This window comes from Roseicyclus sediminis, from assembly GCF_025515305.1.
Taxonomy (GTDB): domain Bacteria; phylum Pseudomonadota; class Alphaproteobacteria; order Rhodobacterales; family Rhodobacteraceae; genus Roseibacterium; species Roseibacterium sediminis.
This window is the reverse complement of the sequence record NZ_JAOPHT010000001.1, coordinates 377,852-396,704: the sequence shown is the minus strand read 5'-3', so window position 1 is coordinate 396,704 and position 18,853 is coordinate 377,852. Positions and strand designations below refer to the sequence as shown.

Here is an 18,853-nt window from a genome sequence, read left to right as displayed (position 1 = left end):
CTACTCGTTCGCTGCAAGGGGAGGGGTCGGGAGTTCTGGCGCGGCAGATACGATGATCTCCTCGGGGTCGACGATGAGGGCGATGCGCCCGTCGCCGAGAATGGTCGCCGCGGAAATGCCGGGTATGGCGCCGTAGTTTTCCTCCAGGCTCTTGATGACGACCTGTCTCTGGTCGTGGATGATGTCGACGGCCAGCGCGGCACGGCGCCCGGCTTCGCATTCCACCAGCAGTAGGACATCGCGTTCGGTGTCGTCCCCGGGACGGGCGATGCCGAATGCCTCGGCGAGATCGATAATCGGGATGAGTTCGCCCCTGTTGGCCACGACGCGGCCCGTTCGCCCGATGGAATGGATCGTGGCGCTTGACGGGCGCAGGGTCTCCAGGATCGCGGACAGGGGAAGGACCATCATCTCGCCGCCGAATTCGACAAGCATCCCCTCGAGGACGGCGAGTGTAAGAGGCAGGGCGATTGTGAAGGTCGTCCCTTCGCCGGCAGCCGATTGAATGGTGACCCGTCCGCCGAGGGCCTGGATCTCGCGTCGGACCACGTCGAGTCCGATGCCGCGTCCAGACAGGGCCGATACCTGTTCCTTCGATGAGAAACCGGGCGTGAACAGGAGGTTGTCGATCTCCGAAAGACTGAGGCTTGCCCCGGGCGGGATCAGTCCCCTTGCCTCGGCGATCTCGCGCACCTTTTCCCGGTTGATCCCGCCGCCGTCATCCGAAACCTCGATGATGACACGCCCCGAGCGATGCGCCGCCGATAGCGTGATCGTTCCGGTTTCCGGTTTGCCCGCCGCGATCCGCGTTGCCGTGTCCTCTAGTCCGTGGTCGACCGAGTTCCGGATCATGTGGGTCAGGGGATCGACCAGCCGTTCGATGACCGTCTTGTCGACCTCCGTCGCGTCCCCGGTCGTGACGAGGCGCACCTGCTTTCCCGTGGCGTCGGCCGCTTCGCGGATGATGCGGTGCATCCGCTGGAACACGGGCTTGAGCGGTTGGGCGCGGATGGCCATCACGCTTTCCTGGATGCCGGAGGCCAGTTGCTTGATCCCGTCGAGGCCGTTCGACACGTCGCTGTTCGAAGCCAGACCCGCGGTTTCCACCGCTTGTGACAGCATCGCCTCCATGATGACGAGTTCACCGATCAGGTTTATGAGCCGGTCAACGCGGTCGAGGTTGACCCGTATCGTGGCGGGTGCCGCGGCCAACGTGGTCTCCGTGGCCGGTTTTGCCTTTCTGGAGTTTTGCGGCGCCTGACCTCCGGGATCGTTGCCCAAGGTTGACTCCTCCGCCAGCGCAAGGACCGCGGGGCCGGCGCGCGACGTTTCGGCGCCGCCCTGCGCATCGACAAGGATCGCTGCCATTTCGGCCGGGGCAGTCGGCGCAGCAGGACCCGGCGGAAGCGGCCCTTCGGGTGTCTTGATATGGGACACGCCTTGGGCCGGCGCCTTCAAAGCCGAGATACCGTCGTCCAAGTCCGGACCCAGGTGGGCAGTGTCGGAGCGAGGCATCCGATCGACGTCTATTTCCGCGAGATCCGCCACGAATTCGAAGACCGACAGGATCTCTTCCATCGTCGCATCGGTCGCGAGGCGGAGCCCCCAGGCAAGGTGTGGCTCGGCTTCGTCAAAGCCGGTCAGTGGGACGATCCCGGCGATGTCCGCCTGGATTTCGAGGTCACCCAACTGTGCCAGGGCCTTCAGCAGCGCCAGAGGCTCGTTTCCTGTGCCGTAAAGCGCGCCGCGTGGCTTGAAGTCGATCCGGTAGACCACGATGCCCGCGTCGGGGCCGGGTCCGTCGGATGCTTCGGGTCCCGCGTTCGAAACGGGGTCGTCCATGGGAGCGACCGAAAGGATCGTGGGCACGAATTCGAACGGAGTGTCGTCGTCCTCATCGGCGCCGTCGGCAAGGGCGTCGAGTTCGGCGAGCATCTGCGTGACGCGGTCACCGTCGGCCTCGCGCCCGTCGCGCGCGCAGCCGACAAGATCCGAAAGCATGTCGCCGGCCCGCAGAAGAGTGCGCATCACCCCGTCGGTCGGTTCCATCGAACCGCAGCGCATCTGGTCCAGAACGGTTTCGAAAAGATGTGCGAAGGTCACGAGGCCATCGAGGCCGAAGGCGCCCGCGCCGCCCTTGATGGAATGCACCGCACGGAAGACGGAATGCACGGTTTCCATGTCGTGACCGAGGTCACCGTCGGAGATCTCGCGCAGCCCGTCGCCAAGGCTGTCCAGCAGGTCCTCGCATTCCTGGAAGAAGGAGATGCGCAGTTCGTCCAGCCCCGACATCGCTACACTCCCAGAACCCGGTTGATCACGGCGACGAGCCGCTGATCGTCGAACGGTTTCACGATCCAGCCGGTCGCCCCTGCGGCCCTCGCCCGCGCCTTGAGGTCCTCGCCGCTTTCGGTGGTTAAGACGAGAACTGGAAGGCTGCCGAAGGCAGGATCCTTGCGCACCCCTTCGATCACGCCGAACCCGTCGAGCCTCGGCATGTTGATGTCGGTGATCACGAGATCGGGGTCGGCCTCGGCCAGCCGTTCCAGCCCGTCGATCCCGTCCTCGGCGAAATGGACCTCGAAGCCGTTGGGCGTGAGGGCGGCGCCGATCAGGCCGCGCATGGTGGGCGAGTCGTCGACTGCGAGGATTCGAACGCTCATCTCGCGCCTCCCGGGCCGGCGCACAGGGCCAGCGGCGCGATGCCCAGCCCGTGGCATGTGTCCAGGAACGCGTCCGACATGTCTTCGACGCGGAAAGGCTGCCCGTCCTCGCGCCATTGCCGGGCGCCGGAAAGAAGGACCTCGACGGCCAGTGCGCTCGCCCGCCCGACTGAGGCTGCATCTATGACGACGGGCGTTCCGCGCCGGGACAAAAGGGTGTCACGGACCGATCGCGCGGCCGCGACGTCCAGTTTTTCGGGGAGCTTCAGAACGTCGTCCAAATCGGCCTCTCCAATACGTGCACCTGCCAGTTCCGGCCTGCGCGGTCGCGCCGTCGCCGCGCCATTTCGCGGGGCCTGGCGAATCCGCCGCACGGCGTTTCGACGGCCACATAGCCACACGGCGCTTAACGAACCGTTGCCCCCGGGCGGGGTCCGCGAAGGGCGTCTCAGGGCGCTTCCGGCGAAAGGTTTTCTTTACGGGGATGTGTCAGGCAGATGGCCGGCGGCCCGCGCCGCTCAGCCTGACATGGGACGGAATCATGCCGAAACCGAGTGCACGTGATCTTCGCCTTCTGCTTGCCGACCCGGATGGCGCGCGCCGGCGCCGTATCCTCTCGGGGGTTCGCGGCGTCACGGTCATCGAGGCCGCGTCGATCTCCGAGGCGTTCGACCTCGCCGAATCGCAGGAGCCGAATGCGATCGCGATGGCGGCGGAGCTTTCGGGCGACATCGGCCTGCACATGTTCCTGCGCCTGGCGGACGCGCTGTCCGCGGCGTTCGTCCTGTTCGGCGATCCGGCGCGGAACCGCACGCCACGGGCGCTCGGGAAGGCGGTCGGTTTCGTGGAGTTCGGACCGGAAAGCGATGTGGAGTTGATCCTCGACGCTTTCCTGTCGACCAGTGGCTCTGCCCCGGGGGCCGCGAGGTCGCCCATGGCCATTTCAGACGATGGTCATCCGGGCGGACCGCCCCCCGCGCTGATCGTCATCGGCGCCTCGACCGGTGGCGTCAGTGCGATCGAGACCGTGCTGACGGATTTTCCTCGCGATTGCCCGCCAACGCTTGTCGTGCAGCATATTCGCGCCGGCTTCATCGAGGGCATGATCGCGCGCCTCGATGCTCGTTGCGCCCCTCGAATCGCCGCCGCGCAGGATGGCCAGGCGCTTCGGCGCGGCGAGGTGCTCGTTGCGGCGGATAGCGACCGGCACCTCGTTCTTCAGGGCAAGGACGCGCCGCGAATACGCCTGCTCGAAGGGGCGCCACGCCACGGTCACCGGCCATCGGTCGATGCGCTTTTTGAATCGGTCGCGCCGCTCGGCCGCGTCGTGTCGGCCGCGCTCCTCACGGGCATGGGGGCCGACGGTGCGGACGGTATGGGAAAGATCCGTGCCGCCGGCGGCGCGACGATCGCTCAGGACGAGGCGAGCTGCGTCGTCTACGGGATGCCGCGCGTCGCGGTCGAGGCCGGGGCCGCGTCCCGGGTGCTCCCGCTCGGGCGGATCGCGGGGGCGTTGCTGGGGGCCGGGTCCGCAAGACACGCGCCCGTGAACGATTCCAAGGAGTTCGCCCGATGAACGCCCTCGCCTTTCACGACATGCATGTGATCCAGGGCGAGCAGGCGGTCTCGGACGAAGCCGATGCCACAATGCAGACCGTCCTCGGTTCCTGTGTGTCGGCCTGCCTGCATGATCCGGTCCGCCGCGTCGGCGGAATGAACCATTTCCTGCTGCCCGATGCCGGAGACGGGACGGACATGCGCTATGCCTCCGCGGCGATGGAGCAGTTGGTCAACGCACTTCTCAAGCGCGGTGCCGCCCGGGAGCGGCTGCAGGCCAAGCTTTTCGGCGGCGCGCGCATCATGCCCAACCTGCCCGATATCGGAGGGCGAAACGCGGAGGCCGCGCTGAGTTTCCTGCGCAATGAGCGGATCGTGTGCCTTTCCCAAAGCCTTGGTGGCAGCCAGGCACGGCGGGTGCGCTTCTGGCCGGCCAGTGGGCGGGCGCAGCAGCTCCTGATCGATCGGCACGACGCCGTGAACAACGCCGAGATCGTCGGGGAGCAACCGACCGGCCGCCCAGGTTCGATCGAGCTTTTCTGACATGTCCCGGGCGCCTGCCCGTTCCCAAGGAGTGAACATGATGAGAGTCTTCCGGCGCATGAGCCTGGTGCCGAAACTGGCCATTCTGACCGGGCTTTCGATGTCGTTGATGGCCGGCATGATGGTGGTCGTCATTCTGGACGTGTCCTATGAAAACGTCCGGCGGACCGCCGAATTGCAGGGCCACACGGCGCTTGGGGTCTTCGAGGATTACGCGGTCGAGGGAGTGGACGGCATTTCGATCGGTCCGACCCGTTCGGACCATTTCACGTCGATGATTTGGGACGGCGACGCAATCGAGGTGCCGCAGGAGATGCTGGATCGGGTGACGGAGCTTGCCTATGCTAGGATCACCCTGTTCCGGTTCGACCCGGCAGTCGGCGGCTTCCAACGGCTTTTCACCAATGTCACCGAGCGAGACGGGTCGCTGGCCACCGAGACCGTTCTCGACATGCAGGGTCCTGCGCATGCGGCGCTCCTGGCAGATGATATCTACGAGGGTTACACGGAGATACTCGGCATTCCCTACCTGACCCACTACGAGCCGATCGTGTCCTCCACGGGGCGTGTCACGGGTGCCGTCGCGGCCGCCGTTCCCCAGGCCTCCATGTCTGAAACTCTCTCCGGAATCGTGCGGGGCCTCGCCTTCTGGCTTGTCCTGTCGCTTCTGGTCGGCATCGCCACGACGGTCGTGGCGCTCTTTTTCCTGTTGCGCCCCCTGGCACAGACGACACGCGTGGTTTCCGCGATGGCGAGAAAGGATTTCAACGTCGAGATGCCGAAGGTCCGGAGCGAGGACGAGGTGGGGCGGGTCGCCCGTGCCGTTTCCGATCTGCGTGCGGACCTCGCCGAAGGCGCCCGCATCGCTGCCGAGGCGAAATCCCGCGAGGCCGAGCGCGAGCGTCAGCGGCTTGAGCAGGTGCGGGTCGTGGATGAGCTGAAGGACGCGCTGTCACGTCTGGCAAACGGCGATCTCAGCCGGCGGATCGAAAGCCCGGCCGACAACCCCTTCCCCGAAACCTACGAAGCGCTGCGCGAAAGCTACAATGCAGTCATCGAGCGGATCGGCGGTGTGCTCGGGCGCGTGACGACGATCGCGCAGGGTGTGCGCAAGGGCTCTCAAGCCATCACCCAGGCTAGCCGGGATCTATCGACCCGGACCGAGACGCAGGCTGCGACCCTCGAGGAATCGGCGGCGGCCCTGAACGAACTCACGGTCAGCGTGCGCTCGACCGCGGAACGTGCCGCCGGTGCGGAGGAGGCCAGCGATCAGAATCGAAGCGGGGCGGAAACGGGCGCTTCGGTCGTCGGACAGGCCGTCGAAGCGATGCAGGGTATCGAGAAAAGCTCCGAACAGATCACTCGCATCATCGGCGTGATCGACGACATCGCGTTCCAGACGAACCTCCTCGCGCTGAACGCGGGCGTGGAGGCGGCGCGGGCCGGAGAGGCGGGCCGTGGCTTTGCCGTGGTCGCCTCGGAGGTTCGGTTGCTTGCCCAGCGTGCCTCCGATTCCGCGCGGGAAATAAAGGGCCTGATCTCCGAGAGCGCGCACCAGGTCGAGACCGGTTCGAGCCTGGTGAACCGGGCGGGGGCGAGTCTTTCGGATATCCTGGAAAGGGCGCAGCGCGCCGCGAGCCTGGTGGCGGAAATCGCGTCGGCCGCGTCCGAACAGGCCAACGGGCTGAAGGAGATCAACACCGGCATCAACCAGCTCGACCACGCGACACAGCAGAACCGTGCCGTTGCAGAAGAAACGACCGCCTCGGCCTCGGATCTCCTGTCGCAGTCGGACGAACTGCTTGCCGCGCTGGCGGAGTTTCGCCTGGACGCCGCAGGTCTCCAGCTTGCCGACAAGGCGAAGGCACAGGCGGATGCGCCCACGGCGGCGGTTGTCGACGTCAGCCCGCGTGTCGCCGATTGGAAGGCCGCCGCGGACGCGGCCGCAAAAGCGCCACGTGCACAGAAGCAGGCCGCACCGGCGAGCGGTTCCTGGCACGAATTCTGACGAGGTGCGCGAGCCGGGCGTCGGCAATGTCGGCGTCCGGCAAAAAAATTGATGGCCCCGGCGTGGGTCGAACGTCCCGTGCCGGGCTATCCGTTCAGGTCCTGGAGGATGCCCGCGCCCTGACGGACCGGCCACCGGTCGCCGATCATGGTCCCGTACCCTGTATTGGCCGAATCCCGCCAGGCGGGCCCGGATCCGCTTGTCACCCCTGAAGAATGCCCCGGCAGTCTCACGCATGTTTGTGACGATCGGGGTGTCGATCTCCGCTTCGGTCAACTGGCGCGGCTCGCGGCATGGCAGGTCCTGCAGCGCCCATTTTGCGAATGCTTCTCAATTACATTGACTTTGCGAATGCCTCGCATTATCTCCTGTGCATCGCACCGTCCTTGTTTCGGGTTCGCCCGTCGCGGCCATCGCGCGGGCGAAGGTCGCGGCAAAGGCAGGCGGTGTTCGTGCGTGCTGGGTTTTCGACGGCTGGCAGGACGACAGGGAGTTACATCGAGTGATGCCAGAATTTCGGAAAATTGCCGCCATCGCGGCATTCGTGCTTTCGGCGGCGACCATGGCCGCACCCGCTCAGGAGCGGCTGGATGTCGTCGCGACAACGGGGATGATCGCGGACGCAGCCCGCGAGGTGGGCGGCGATCTCGTCGAGGTGCGGGCGCTCATGGGGCCGGGCGTCGATCCGCATGCCTACCGTCAGACGCGGAGCGACATCGTCGCGCTGGCCAATGCCGACCTCGTACTCTGGCACGGCCTCTACCTTGAGGCACAGATGGAAGAACTCCTGCTAGAGCTCGGCGAAAGCCGTCCCGTCGTCGCCGTTGCCGAGGCGCTCCCGCAGAACCTCTTGATTTCCCATGACGACTACGAAGGGCGGTTCGATCCCCACGTCTGGATGAACCCCAATCTGTGGTCGCGCGTCGTGCTCGAGGTTCGCGACGCGATGATCGGCATTCACCCCGAGGCCGAAGACATGTTCCGCACCAATGCCGAAGCGCATCTCCAGGAACTTGCCGACCTCGCGCGGTACACCGCCGACGTCCTTTCCACGGTGCCCGCCGAAGGCCGCGTCCTGCTCTCGGCCCATGATGCGTTCAACTACTTCGGGACGACCTACGGGTTCGAGGTGGCCGGCATCCAGGGTATCTCGACCGAAAGCGAGGCCGGCCTCCAGCGGATCGCGGAACTGGTGGACCTGATCGTGGCCCGCGATATCCGCGCCGTCTTCGTCGAAAGCTCGGTGTCCGACCGGAACATCCGCGCCCTGATCGAGGGGGCCGCGGCGCGCGGCCATGAGGTCGTCATCGGAGGCGAGCTCTTTTCAGACGCGATGGGCGAGGAGGGGACCTACGAGGGCACCTATGTCGGCATGATCGACCACAACGCCACGATCATCGCGGCGGCACTGGGTGGCGAAGTGCCGGACCGAGGCATGCAGGGACTTCTGAATTGACCAACGGAGACACATCGAACGTACTCGCCGCCCGGATCGCACCGGGCGGTGGAACCGTTCAGGAAGACAATGCCGCCGAGCTTGCCCGTGCGCCGCTGGCGGTCCGCGGACTGACGGTGTCCTACGGCGAGAAACCCGCGGTATTCTCGGTCGACGCGACCTTCGCCGACAAGGCCATGACCGCGATCGTCGGCCCCAACGGCGCGGGGAAGTCGACGCTTCTGAAGGCCTGCCTCGGAATCGTGCCGAGGGTTGCGGGCGAGGTCCGGGTCTTCGGCCAGCCGCTGGAGGCCGCGCGCCACCGGATCGCCTATGTCCCGCAAAGGGCCAGCGTCGACTGGGATTTTCCGACCACCGTCCTCGACGTTGTCCGCATGGGGCTATATCGCGAGGCGGGCCTGTTCGGGCGCTTCACGGGTCGCCTGGACACGAGGGCGCGGAAGTGCCTCGAGCGTGTGGGGATGGCGGATTTCGCCACGCGGCAGATCGGCCAGCTGTCAGGCGGGCAGCAACAGCGCGTTTTTCTCGCCCGCGCGCTTGCGCAGGAGGCCGACCTGTACCTGCTCGACGAGCCCTTCGCCGGCGTCGATGCGGCGACGGAACGGGCGATCGTCGATGTGCTGAAGCTTCTGAAAGCCGAGGGCAAGGCGGTGGTCGCGGTTCACCACGACCTTGCCACCGTCGCCGACTACTTCGATCGCGTGTTTCTCATCAACGTGCGCCGCATCGCCGAAGGAACCGTCGCCGAGGCCTTCAACGCCGAGACTCTCGCCGCGGCCTATGGCGGGCGGCTGGCGGCCACTCATGTCGACGAACTGGTGTTGGCCGGACCCCTGACGTGAGCGCCTTTCTCGACGCCGTTCTCCTGCAGGCCGGCTACAACGCCGCGCTGGTGGCGCTTGGGGCGACGCTGCTGGGTTTTGCGGCGGGGGCGGTCGGAACCTTCCTCTACCTGCGCAAGCGCGCCCTCGTGTCGGATGCGCTGGCCCATGCGACGCTTCCGGGGGTGGGCCTCGCCTTCATCGCCATGGTGGCGTTGGGCGGCGACGGGCGCAGCCTTCCGGGCCTTTTGCTCGGCTCGGCGCTGACGGCGGCGGTGGGGCTGGTCCTGATCCAGTGGATCGTGTCTCGCACGCGCCTGGCGGAGGATGCGGCCATCGGCGCGGTCCTGGGGGTGTTCTTCGGCCTCGGCATCGTTCTTCTCACGGTGATCCAGACCTTCGGTGCCGGACGGCAGGCCGGGCTCGAGAGCTTCCTGCTCGGCTCCACTGCGGGGATGCTGCGGGCCGAGGCGCTGGTCATCGCGGCGGGCGGAACGCTCGCGGTGCTGGCGATCTGGCTTCTGCGGCGCCCGATGACCCTGGTGGCCTTCGATCCCGGCTATGCCGCGGCCCTCGGCTATCGCGTCTCGTGGATCGACTTCGCCATGATGGGGGCGGTTCTTGCCGTGACGGTCATCGGGCTGAAGGTCGTGGGGTTGGTCCTGATCGTCGCGCTTCTTGTCATCCCGCCGGTCGCCGCGCGGTTCTGGACCGAGCGGGTGCACCTCATGGTCTGGATCGCCGCTTTGATCGGCGGAGCGTCGGGTTATCTCGGAGCGGCTATCTCGGCCTCGGCGCCGGCGCTTCCGACGGGGCCGATCATCGTACTGGTCGCCGCGGCCTCCTTCACGGTGTCTTTGATCCTTGCCCCTGCACGTGGTCTGGCCGCGGCAGTGCGCCGACAGAACCAGTTCCAGCGTCGCGTGCATCGCCGGCAGGGCCTTCTGGCCATCGCCAGGTCCGAGCCGATTCGCGAGCGCTATACCCTGAAGCTCCTGCAGCGCGAGAGCCTGATCCGACCCGACGGGATGCCGACGGACAATGGAAAGGCCGCGGCCGCAAAGGTCTCGCGCGATGAACGCCGCTGGGAGGTCGCCCGGCGGATGCACCAGGATGCCGGCCTGACCGGGCGCTACGACGGCCTCACGCCGATCGAGGACGTGTTCGCGCCCGACGAGATCCGCGAATTCGACCGGCGCCTCGGACCGCCGGCTCCGGTGAGGGGGTAGGGGCATGGGCGCGGACTTCGTGCAATTCTCGCTGACGCCCATCCTGATCGGGGTGTTCGCCGCCATCGCCTGCGCCCTGCCCGGCAATTTCCTGATATTGCGTCGCCAGGCGCTGATCGGCGATGCCATCAGCCATGTGGTCCTGCCGGGTATCGTCGTCGCCTTCCTCGTCACCGGCGCCGTTTCGGCGATGCCCATGCTCCTTGGGGCCGCGGGGGCCGCGGTCCTCGCCGTGGTGCTGATCGAACTGGTGAAACGCATCGGCGGGGTGGAGCCGGGCGCGGCCATGGGCGTCGTGTTCACCACGCTGTTCGCAGCCGGTGTCCTGATCCTCGAGCAGTCCGATACGTCTTCGGTGCACCTCGACGTGGAACACGCGCTGATGGGGAATCTCGAATCCCTGATCTGGCTCCGGGCGGAAGGCTGGCATTCCCTGCTGGACGTCGAGGCGCTCGCCTCGCTGCCGCCCGAGTTGCCGCGCATGGCGCTGACGTGTCTGCTCATAACCGCCCTGATGCTGGTGTTCTGGAGGTGGCTGAAGATCGCCACCTTCGACGAGGGCTTTGCCGCATCGCTTGGCATTCCGGCCGCGGCCGTAGGCTTCGCGCTGGTGATCGCGGCGGCTCTGTCGGCGGTCGCCGCCTTCGATGCCGTGGGCTCCATCATCGTGATAGCGATGTTCGTCTGCCCGCCCGCCGCGGCGCGGCTCATGACGCAAAGCCTTGAAAGGCAGGTCATTTGGTCTGTCGCCTTCGCAACCTTGTCGGCGGTCCTCGGCTATGTGCTGGCCGGCTACGGACCGCTCTGGCTCGGGGGAGCGGACGCGGTCAGCGCAGCGGGAATGATCGCCGTCGTCTCGGGCGTGATCCTTGGCCTTGCGTGCCTGTTCGGGCCGCACCGGGCACGTGTCGGCGCGGGCGCCGCCTGAACGCGGCACCGTGCGAGGGCCGCCCGAAATGGCACGAAACAATGCCAGCACAACTTGCCGTTTGTGTCTTAATTCGGCCTGAATTTTCCTCGACCTTTCCCCGCACAGTGTTGGTTAACGGACGGCATGTAGCCGTGCCTACTGGTCGAGAGTCTCGCGATGCCGAAATTGAAAGCGCTGTCCAGCCTGACGCTCGTCCTGAGCGATGTGACGATCGCTTTCGTGCTGACGCTGTTCCTGTCCGCGCTCGCGCCTGACATCGAAGCGCTCGGTTCGCTCGGCTTCATCGTTCTTTTCGTCGTCATGTCGTCCTTCGTCGCGCTCGTGACGGTGGTCAGCCTGTCTTTCGCCAAGCCCAATGCCGCGGCCAAGCGTGTCATCGCCGCCCGGGACCTCGCCATCTACCTGCGCGAACAGGCCCTCAACGAGCATACGATCGTCAGTGTCTCGCATCCCGACGGTACCATCGCGGCGGTGAACCAGAATTTCGTGGAGAAGCTCGGCTACGCGCCCGAGGAGGTCATCGGAAAGATGCCCTCGATGATCTACTGGAACGACGACGGCGAATTCGAGCGGGTCCGCGATGTCGTGTCCCGTGGGCAGATCTGGAAGGGGCATCAGCGTCTGCGCGCCAAGGACGGCCATTGCGTCACCGTGGAGACGACAATCCTGCCCCGGTTCGACGACAACGGGCATTTCGAGAACAGCATCTCGATCCGGACCGACCTCTCGGGCGCGATGGCCGACGGTGCCGAGGAAGGCCGGAACGCCGTGGTCGAGGGCCTGCCCGACGAGGTCTACATCTACGACCCCGAGACTTTCCGACTGCGCTATGCCAATGCCAACGGGCGCCGCAGGCTGCGCCGGACGCTGGACGAATTGCGGGGCATGAACCTGACGGATTTCTTCACGGTTCAGGAAACGACACGCTTCAAGCGGCACATCGGCCCGGTCCTTTCGGGCGAGACCGACATCGCGCGGCTGGAGATCGAGAATGCCGCGGGTCCGGTCGAGGTGCTGACCCATCTTGACCGCGGGCCGAACGGCCGCCGCAGTCTTGTGTCGGTCGTGCGCAGCATCGAGGAACGTCGCGCCGCCGAAGCGATCAAGCTGACTTCCGTCGCCACGGTCAGCCACGAGCTCCGTACACCGCTGACGTCGATCAAGGGCGCGCTCAGGCTGATGGAATCGGGTGTCGTCGGCGCCCTCTCTCCCGAGGCGGCCCGCATGGTCACGGTGGCGCGGCGCAACAGCGACCGTCTGTTGGCGATCGTGAACGACATTCTCGTCCTCGAAAAGCTTTCGTCCGGCGAGATGGAGATGTCGCGCCGTCCCGTGGACCTGCGCGAGCTTCTGTCCGAAGCCGCCGAGGCCAATGCCGCCTTCGCGGCGCAATGCGAGGTCCGCTTCGTCGTGGAAGGCATGCGGGAACCGGCGTGGGTTCACGGCGATCCCGACCGACTGATGCAGGTGCTTGCGAACCTCATGTCGAACGCGGCAAAGTTCTCACCGGCCGGCTCGGGCATCTTGCTCCGGATCGTCGACCGGGGCGAAACCTGGCGGGTCTGCGTCGAGGACAGGGGGCCGGGCATCCCCGAGGAAGCGCGGCAGACCTTGTTCGACAGTTTCACCCAGGTCTCGGGCGTCGATGCCAAGAGCCAGCAGGGAACGGGCCTCGGCCTCGCGATCTGCAAGGAGATCGTGGCACGGCACGATGGTCACATCGCGTTCGAAACCGAGGTCGGAAAGGGCTCGACCTTCTATTTCGAACTGGAAAAACTTGATAGGATCGGATCAGCATCGGAACGGCCCGCGGCAAGCGTGGCCTGAACGGGACGTGCACCCGATCCGAGGGAAGATGGCGGAACTGAAGACCATTCTTCATGTCGACGACGACGAGGACATACTCGAGATAACGCGTATGGCGCTGCAGCTCGTCGACAACTTCGACCTGCACCAGTTCGGATCAGGCCCCGAAGCGCTTGCCGCGGTGTGCGAGGTGAAACCCGATCTCCTGCTGCTCGACGTGATGATGCCGGGAATGACGGGTCCCGAACTCTGGGACAAGGTGCGCGAGATCCCGGACGTTTCGGACATCCCCGCGATCTTCGTCACCGCGAAGGCCGAGAACGAGATCACGGATGACCTGCGCGCAAGGGGCGCGCTCGAGGTGGTGACCAAGCCCTTCGATCCGATGACACTGGGCGCGCAAATTCGCGCAGCGTGGAATCGTCTCTGACAACCGGTTTATGTTCGCCAATTGGAATGGCCTGGGAACTGCATTCACCCCAGTTCTGCCCAATTATTGTCAGCATTCCTCGATATTGAATTAAATCGCATGGGTTTGAAGGATTCGTTCTGCTCTCCTGCCCGGCGTTTCGAGGTTCCGCCATGAAGATTCTTGCGGTTGACGACGATCCAGACTTCCAGGCTGTCCTCAAGACCGTCCTGGAGGGCCTTGGCTATGGCGACCTCGTGCTTGCGCAGTCGGGCACCCATGCCCTGGAACTCATCGAGCGTGCCCCCACAGGTTTCGATTGCTTCATCCTGGACATCCAGATGCCAGGAATGGACGGGATCGAACTGTGCCGGAAGATCCGCTCGATGGAGGCCTACAAGGATACGCCCATCGTCATGAACACCGCCGTGGCGGACCGGGACCATATCGACGCGGCCTTCGCGGCGGGGGCGACGGACTACCTGAACAAGCCGGTGGACGAGGTCGAGATCAAGGCGCGCCTCGGCGTGATCGAGCGACTGGTGAGCGAACGGCTTCGGGCACAGGTGGCCTTGTCCAGCCCGGGCACCGACACGTTCGCGGCCCCTTCCTACGGCTTCATGGACGGCATCCCGCTCAAGCGGGTGGATGGCGCCGTCGATCTCTTCGCGATGGGCAACTATCTCAAGACGCTCGGCATGTTCCGTGCCCTGTCCGTCTGCGCCGTCGGCGTGCGCGTGGTCAACGCCCGCAGGATCCACGACCTCGAAGGCGGCTATGTCTTCGGCGAGGTGATGATCGACGTGGGCACCTGCCTTGCCGATTGTCTCGAGCCGGCCACGGGGCGGATGATCGCCTACGCCGGTGGCGGGGTTTTCGTATGCCTGTTGTCACGCGCCGACATGCCGGAGCCCGAGATCCTGGCCGACAGGCTGCGCGAGTACATCAACGAGTTCCAGGAGGTCTACGCGGACCTCGACATCCAGCTTCCGACGATCTCGGTCGGCCCCGCCGTCCACATCCGCGCCGTGCAGCTGGGTTCACCCACCCGGATCATCGACGAGGCCATTGCCGCCGTGAAGGCGAAGGAAATGGATTTCGCCACGACCGCCTGAGGTCGCAGCGCCCGTTTCGGGCACGAAAAGGAGTTCAGCTTTGAACGCACCCTCTCCCAGCAGCCGATTGCAGGCCGGTCTTGCGGACCTTCGGACGGGCTTTCTCGACCGGGTGGCCGACCGCTGCCTCGAGATCGAAGGGATCATGGCTGCGGCAGAGGGCGACGAGCTGACGACGTCCGAGCGGGAAACCGTGGCGCTGCATGCGCACAAGACGGCGGGCGTCGCGGCGACCTTCGGTTTTTCGCGTCTCGGCGAGCGTGCGCTGGATGTCGAGAGGCTCATGACCCAGACGGGCGATGCGCCCTCGTGGGAGGTCGTGCGCCCCGTGATCGAGGCACTGCTCGACGAAATGGAACGCGTGCTGGACGAAACGGCCTGAAGCAGAAGGGGCGCCGCAACACGACGCCCCCCGATACTTTGCGCAAGGGCCTTCAACAGGCCGCCGACAAGCCGCTTCAGCTCAATTTCGACGGCCCCGCGGCTTCCCCATCCCGGATGCGCCGGTAAAGGTTCACCGAGCGGCTGGCCGCGTTTGCACCTTCCAGGACATATCCTGACTTTTGCAGCACACGGGCGGACGCCGCGTTGCGCTCGTGCACCCGCGCGACGATAGAGCGGAGCTCGGGGCGGCGGCGGAAACAGAGGTCGGTGTAGAAGGCGACAAGGTCCCCCGCGATGCCGTTGCCCCAGTGACGCTCACCGAGCCAGTAGCTGATCTCGCCCTCGCTGCCGTCTCCCATTGCCTGCTCGAAGGCGAGCCGGACCTGGCCGACGGGTTCTCCGTGCACCTCCACGGCATAGACCTCGTGGTGATCGGTCTTGTTCGAGATCTCGATCAGGAACGCGGCAAGGTCGCGGTCGAGCGGCGCGGGATAATCTTCGGGCATGAATTCCCAGACCCGCGGATTGTCGAGCAGGTCGACGAAGACCTCGACATCGGCGGCCGACCACGGCCGGAGCCGGTAACGCCCCCCGAACTCGATCGATCCGGGCGACCGCGTGGCGAGCGGCGCCACGGGCAGGCTTGCCCGGCGGAACCCGGAAATGTCATCCTCGGCGGTCGCCGGAACCCAACCGATCTGAACGGGATCGTAGGACAGGCTGACACCCTGTTCCTTGCAGAACGCGAATTCTTCCTCATCGAGCACACCGGCCGATCGCGGGCGGCGCGTATCGAGAATGCGACCCGATGGCAATTCGTAGACAGTGCGAAAATGCGTGGACATGAAACCCCCCGGTTTTTCGTCGCTGCGCTCCAGCTGACCGAGGGAATATATCATCGGTGTCGATAGGAATTTACCAAGGCGCTTCATAGGAGTTACGCCTCGGCCGGCCGTCTTTCGCTCTGGCGGCCGCCAGTCCGCATTGTGAATTGAAATGGGAGGTTCTACGCTCAATCAAACGGTTTCCCGGAGCCCGGATGCCCGAAGATATGGCCGATCTGGCGAGAACCCTCGCTCGGCGCGTCGAGGGCGACGTGCTTTCCGATCCGTTTTCGCGTGGACGCTACGCGACCGACGCTTCCTTCTACCAGATGATGCCGAGGGCCATCCTCGTCCCGCGCAGCGAAAACGACATCGACGCCGCCATTGACGTTGCCCGGGACGCGGGGGTGCCGGTCCTTCCGCGTGGGGCGGGCACTTCGCAATGCGGGCAGACGGTGAACGAAGCCCTCGTGATCGACAACACCGTGCACTTCAACGCCCTGCTTGAGCTCGACGTCGAAGGCAACCGGTGCGTGGTGCGGCCGGGCATCGTGCTGGACGAACTCAACCGGGCGCTTCGGCCGCATGGGCTGTGGTTCCCGGTCGATGTCTCGACCGCCTCGCGGGCAACGATTGGCGGTATGGCGGGGAACAACTCCTGCGGGGGCCGGTCGCTGCGCTACGGCATCATGCGAGACAACGTCTTGTCGATCGATGCGATCCTTGCCGACGGCACGCGAAGGCGGTTCGGGCCGGTGGAAGGCGCGGATGACCGGCTGGCGGGCGATCTGCTGGCGCTGGGCGCACGTGAAGCGGCGGAGATAGATGCGCGGTTCCCCAAGCTGATGCGGCGGGTGGGCGGCTACAACATCGACGCGCTCGTGCCGGGCAAGGACCCGGTGAACCTGGCGCATCTGCTGGTGGGTTCCGAGGGTACGCTGGCTTATTCCACGGCCATTGAACTGAAACTGTCGCCTCTGCCGGGCGCCATCGGACTCGGCGTCTGCCATTTCCCGACGTTCCAGCAGGCGATGGAGGCTGCGCAGCACCTCGTCACTCTGGGTCCGCAGGCGGTGGAACTGGTGGACGCGACGATGATCGCCCTGGCCCGCGATATCCCGTTGTTCCGCGCCACGGTGGCCGAATTCGTGACGAGCGATCCCGAAGCGCTGCTGCTGGTCGAATTCGCGGAAGGCAGCGCCGAGGGAAATGCGCGCAAGCTGCGGCAGCTTGAACAGATGATGGGCGATCTGGGGTATGCCTGGTCGGGCGAGGGTCGGCACTGGGGCGGGGTGACCGCCGTCACCGACAAGGGATTGCAGGGACGCATCGCCCAACTGCGCAGCGCGGGTCTCAACATCATGATGTCGATGAAGGAGGCCGGAAAGCCCGTTTCCTTCGTCGAGGATTGCGCCGTCGCACTGCCGGACCTGGCCGAGTATACCGCCGGGCTGACCGAGATATTCGCCCGCCACGGCACCCGCGGCACCTGGTATGCCCATGCCTCGGTCGGCTGCCTTCACGTCCGCCCGGTCCTCAACCTCAAACTGGACAAGGACGTGGCCGCGATGCGCGCCATCGCCGAGGAATGCTTCGACCTCGTCGCGCGCTACAAGGGTTCCCATTCCGGGGAGCATGGCGACGGAATCGTACGTTCCGAGTTCCACGAACGCATGTTCGGACGCCGCATGGTGGAGACCTTTCGGGAGGTGAAGCAGCGGTTCGATCCCGCGGGCCTCTTCAACCCGGGAAAGATCGTCGATGCGCCCCGCATGGATGATCGCAGCCTGTTCCGCTACCCGCCCGGTTACGCCGCCTCGCCACTCCGGCCAGCGCTCGACTGGTCGGAATGGCCCGGCGCCGCCGGCGGGCTCCAGGGTGCGGTCGAGATGTGCAACAACAACGGCGCCTGCCGCGCGCTGAAGGGGGGCGTGATGTGTCCCTCTTTCCGGGTGACACGGGCCGAGCGCGACCTGACGCGCGGGCGGGCCAACGCATTGAGGCTGGCGCTGTCAGGGCAGCTGGGACCCGACGCACTGACCTCGGACGCGATGGCCGAGACGATGAAACTCTGCGTCTCGTGCAAGGGCTGCAAGCGCGACTGTCCAACCGGCGTCGACATGGCGCGCATGAAGATCGAGGTGCAGGCCGCGCGCGTCGCGGCACAGGGTTTGGGACTTCACGAGCGGCTGGTGGCTTTCCTGCCGCGTTACGCGCAGGCCTTTTCGCGGGCTCCCTGGCTGGTGACCTTGCGCAACAGGATGCCGGGGCTGGCGCGGCTGGCCGAGGGGCCCACCGGGTTCACCGCCACCCGTCCCCTGCCGGAATGGAGCCGCGCCCCTTTTCGCGATTCGGAGGCCAAGGCGTCGGAGCCTCGGGCGATCCTCTTCGCCGATTGCTTCAACCGCTGGTTCGAGCCCGAGAACCTGCGGGCCGCCTTGCGGGTGCTGGAGGCAGCCGGCCTGCCCGCACAGGCCGGCCGTCCGCTTGCCGCGGAACGGCCGCTGTGCTGTGGGCGAACCTTCCTGTCGGTCGGACTGGTGGAGCAGGCGCGGGCCGAGGCGTCGCGGCTGCTTGCGGCCCTTCTGCCGTCGGCCGAGCGGGGTCTGCCGATCGTCGGGCTGGAGCCGAGCTGCCTGCTGACCCTGCGTGACGAGATCCCGGCACTCCTGCCCGGCCCCGAGGCCGAGACGCTCGCCCGTCAGGCGATGCTGCTGGAGGAATACATCGCGGCCGGCGCCGATGCGGGCCTGCTCGGCCTGAACCTGAAATCGCCTTCGCCTCGTGTCCTCGTGCACGGGCATTGTCACCAGAAGGCGATGGGCGTGATGCCCGCGATCCAGCGCACGCTCGCGCTTTTGCCGGACACCGAAGTCGAGGTGGTCGAAAGCAGTTGCTGCGGCATGGCGGGGGCCTTCGGCTACGGTGTCGAGACCCATGACATTTCGCGCAGGATGGCGGAACTGGACCTGCTCCCGGCGGTGAATGCGGCGGGGGGCGACACCCTGATCGTGGCCGATGGAACATCCTGCCGGCATCAGATCGCGGACCTGGCCGACCGGCGCGCGCTCCATGTCGCGCGGGTGCTGGATATGGCGCTCGCCTAG

General features: G+C 66.1%; 16 protein-coding genes. 12 read left to right on the top strand and 4 right to left on the bottom strand.

Annotated elements, in window-relative coordinates:
* From N8I71_RS01990 to N8I71_RS01980, 3 genes are read right to left on the bottom strand one after another with little or no spacing between them, the layout of a single operon-like run.
* A complete protein-coding gene (locus N8I71_RS01990) occupies nt 1-2,292 on the bottom strand; it encodes a chemotaxis protein CheA (RefSeq protein WP_262876239.1) in 2,292 nt (763 codons plus the stop codon).
* Between the two features lie 2 nt (nt 2,293-2,294).
* Entirely contained in the window at nt 2,295-2,663 is a 369-nt protein-coding gene (locus tag N8I71_RS01985) for a response regulator (protein ID WP_262876238.1), read from the bottom strand.
* A complete protein-coding gene (locus N8I71_RS01980; RefSeq protein WP_262876237.1) occupies nt 2,660-2,944 on the bottom strand; it encodes an STAS domain-containing protein in 285 nt (94 codons plus the stop codon). The genes N8I71_RS01985 and N8I71_RS01980 overlap by 4 nt, the downstream gene beginning before the upstream one ends.
* Nucleotides 2,945-3,204: 260 nt before the next feature.
* Here N8I71_RS01980 and N8I71_RS01975 point away from each other — a divergent pair, with 260 nt between their 5' ends.
* From N8I71_RS01975 to N8I71_RS01925, 11 genes are all read left to right on the top strand, one after another.
* On the top strand, nt 3,205-4,239 hold the full coding sequence (locus N8I71_RS01975; protein ID WP_262876236.1) for a CheB methylesterase domain-containing protein: 1,035 nt from the start codon (nt 3,205-3,207) through the stop codon (nt 4,237-4,239).
* Complete coding sequence (locus N8I71_RS01970) at nt 4,236-4,763, top strand: chemotaxis protein CheD (RefSeq protein ID WP_262876235.1); 528 nt, start codon at nt 4,236-4,238, stop codon at nt 4,761-4,763. Before N8I71_RS01975 ends, N8I71_RS01970 begins: the two co-directional genes overlap by 4 nt.
* Nucleotides 4,764-4,800: 37 nt before the next feature.
* Nucleotides 4,801-6,771 (top strand): methyl-accepting chemotaxis protein, encoded by a 1,971-nt coding sequence (locus N8I71_RS01965; protein WP_262876234.1) that lies wholly within the window; start codon nt 4,801-4,803, stop codon nt 6,769-6,771.
* A 562-nt stretch (nt 6,772-7,333) separates the two neighbouring features.
* Complete coding sequence (locus tag N8I71_RS01960; RefSeq protein ID WP_262876233.1) at nt 7,334-8,227, top strand: metal ABC transporter solute-binding protein, Zn/Mn family; 894 nt, start codon at nt 7,334-7,336, stop codon at nt 8,225-8,227.
* Nucleotides 8,228-8,262: 35 nt separating this feature from the next.
* On the top strand, nt 8,263-9,069 hold the full coding sequence (locus N8I71_RS01955) for a metal ABC transporter ATP-binding protein (protein ID WP_262876355.1): 807 nt from the start codon (nt 8,263-8,265) through the stop codon (nt 9,067-9,069).
* Nucleotides 9,066-10,277: a metal ABC transporter permease gene (locus tag N8I71_RS01950; RefSeq protein WP_262876232.1), complete on the top strand. Its 1,212-nt coding sequence runs from the start codon at nt 9,066-9,068 to the stop codon at nt 10,275-10,277. Before N8I71_RS01955 ends, N8I71_RS01950 begins: the two co-directional genes overlap by 4 nt.
* Before the next feature lie 4 nt (nt 10,278-10,281).
* A complete protein-coding gene (locus N8I71_RS01945) occupies nt 10,282-11,205 on the top strand; it encodes a metal ABC transporter permease (RefSeq protein WP_262876231.1) in 924 nt (307 codons plus the stop codon).
* Nucleotides 11,206-11,364: 159 nt separating this feature from the next.
* Nucleotides 11,365-13,035 carry a PAS domain-containing sensor histidine kinase gene (locus tag N8I71_RS01940; protein WP_262876230.1) on the top strand — a complete coding sequence of 557 codons (1,671 nt, stop codon included), beginning with the start codon at nt 11,365-11,367 and terminating at the stop codon, nt 13,033-13,035.
* A gap of 28 nt (nt 13,036-13,063) precedes the next feature.
* Nucleotides 13,064-13,444: a response regulator gene (locus tag N8I71_RS01935; RefSeq protein WP_262876229.1), complete on the top strand. Its 381-nt coding sequence runs from the start codon at nt 13,064-13,066 to the stop codon at nt 13,442-13,444.
* A 152-nt stretch (nt 13,445-13,596) separates the two neighbouring features.
* A complete protein-coding gene (locus N8I71_RS01930) occupies nt 13,597-14,538 on the top strand; it encodes a response regulator (RefSeq protein ID WP_262876228.1) in 942 nt (313 codons plus the stop codon).
* A gap of 67 nt (nt 14,539-14,605) precedes the next feature.
* Nucleotides 14,606-14,920, top strand: coding sequence for an Hpt domain-containing protein (locus tag N8I71_RS01925; protein WP_262876227.1), 315 nt, complete (start codon nt 14,606-14,608; stop codon nt 14,918-14,920).
* Nucleotides 14,921-14,996: 76 nt separating this feature from the next.
* On the opposite strand, the gene N8I71_RS01920 is transcribed toward N8I71_RS01925, so the two are convergent.
* Nucleotides 14,997-15,767 (bottom strand): GNAT family N-acetyltransferase, encoded by a 771-nt coding sequence (locus N8I71_RS01920; protein WP_262876226.1) that lies wholly within the window; start codon nt 15,765-15,767, stop codon nt 14,997-14,999.
* A 194-nt stretch (nt 15,768-15,961) separates the two neighbouring features.
* On the opposite strand from N8I71_RS01920, the gene N8I71_RS01915 reads away from it, so the two are divergent.
* Nucleotides 15,962-18,853: an FAD-binding and (Fe-S)-binding domain-containing protein gene (locus N8I71_RS01915; RefSeq protein WP_262876225.1), complete on the top strand. Its 2,892-nt coding sequence runs from the start codon at nt 15,962-15,964 to the stop codon at nt 18,851-18,853.

Excerpts from the sequence above, each read along its gene's own strand:
- N8I71_RS01990 (WP_262876239.1), bottom strand. The coding sequence starts at position 2,292 with ATGTCGGGGCTGGACGAACTGCGCATCTCCTTCTTCCAGGAATGCGAG.
- N8I71_RS01985 (WP_262876238.1), bottom strand. The coding sequence starts at position 2,663 with ATGAGCGTTCGAATCCTCGCAGTCGACGACTCGCCCACCATGCGCGGC.
- N8I71_RS01975 (WP_262876236.1), top strand. The coding sequence starts at position 3,205 with ATGCCGAAACCGAGTGCACGTGATCTTCGCCTTCTGCTTGCCGACCCG.
- N8I71_RS01970 (WP_262876235.1), top strand. The coding sequence starts at position 4,236 with ATGAACGCCCTCGCCTTTCACGACATGCATGTGATCCAGGGCGAGCAG.
- N8I71_RS01965 (WP_262876234.1), top strand. The coding sequence starts at position 4,801 with ATGATGAGAGTCTTCCGGCGCATGAGCCTGGTGCCGAAACTGGCCATT.
- N8I71_RS01960 (WP_262876233.1), top strand. The coding sequence starts at position 7,334 with ATGGCCGCACCCGCTCAGGAGCGGCTGGATGTCGTCGCGACAACGGGG.
- N8I71_RS01945 (WP_262876231.1), top strand. The coding sequence starts at position 10,282 with ATGGGCGCGGACTTCGTGCAATTCTCGCTGACGCCCATCCTGATCGGG.
- N8I71_RS01940 (WP_262876230.1), top strand. The coding sequence starts at position 11,365 with ATGCCGAAATTGAAAGCGCTGTCCAGCCTGACGCTCGTCCTGAGCGAT.
- N8I71_RS01935 (WP_262876229.1), top strand. The coding sequence starts at position 13,064 with ATGGCGGAACTGAAGACCATTCTTCATGTCGACGACGACGAGGACATA.
- N8I71_RS01930 (WP_262876228.1), top strand. The coding sequence starts at position 13,597 with ATGAAGATTCTTGCGGTTGACGACGATCCAGACTTCCAGGCTGTCCTC.
- N8I71_RS01920 (WP_262876226.1), bottom strand. The coding sequence starts at position 15,767 with ATGTCCACGCATTTTCGCACTGTCTACGAATTGCCATCGGGTCGCATT.
- N8I71_RS01915 (WP_262876225.1), top strand. The coding sequence starts at position 15,962 with ATGCCCGAAGATATGGCCGATCTGGCGAGAACCCTCGCTCGGCGCGTC.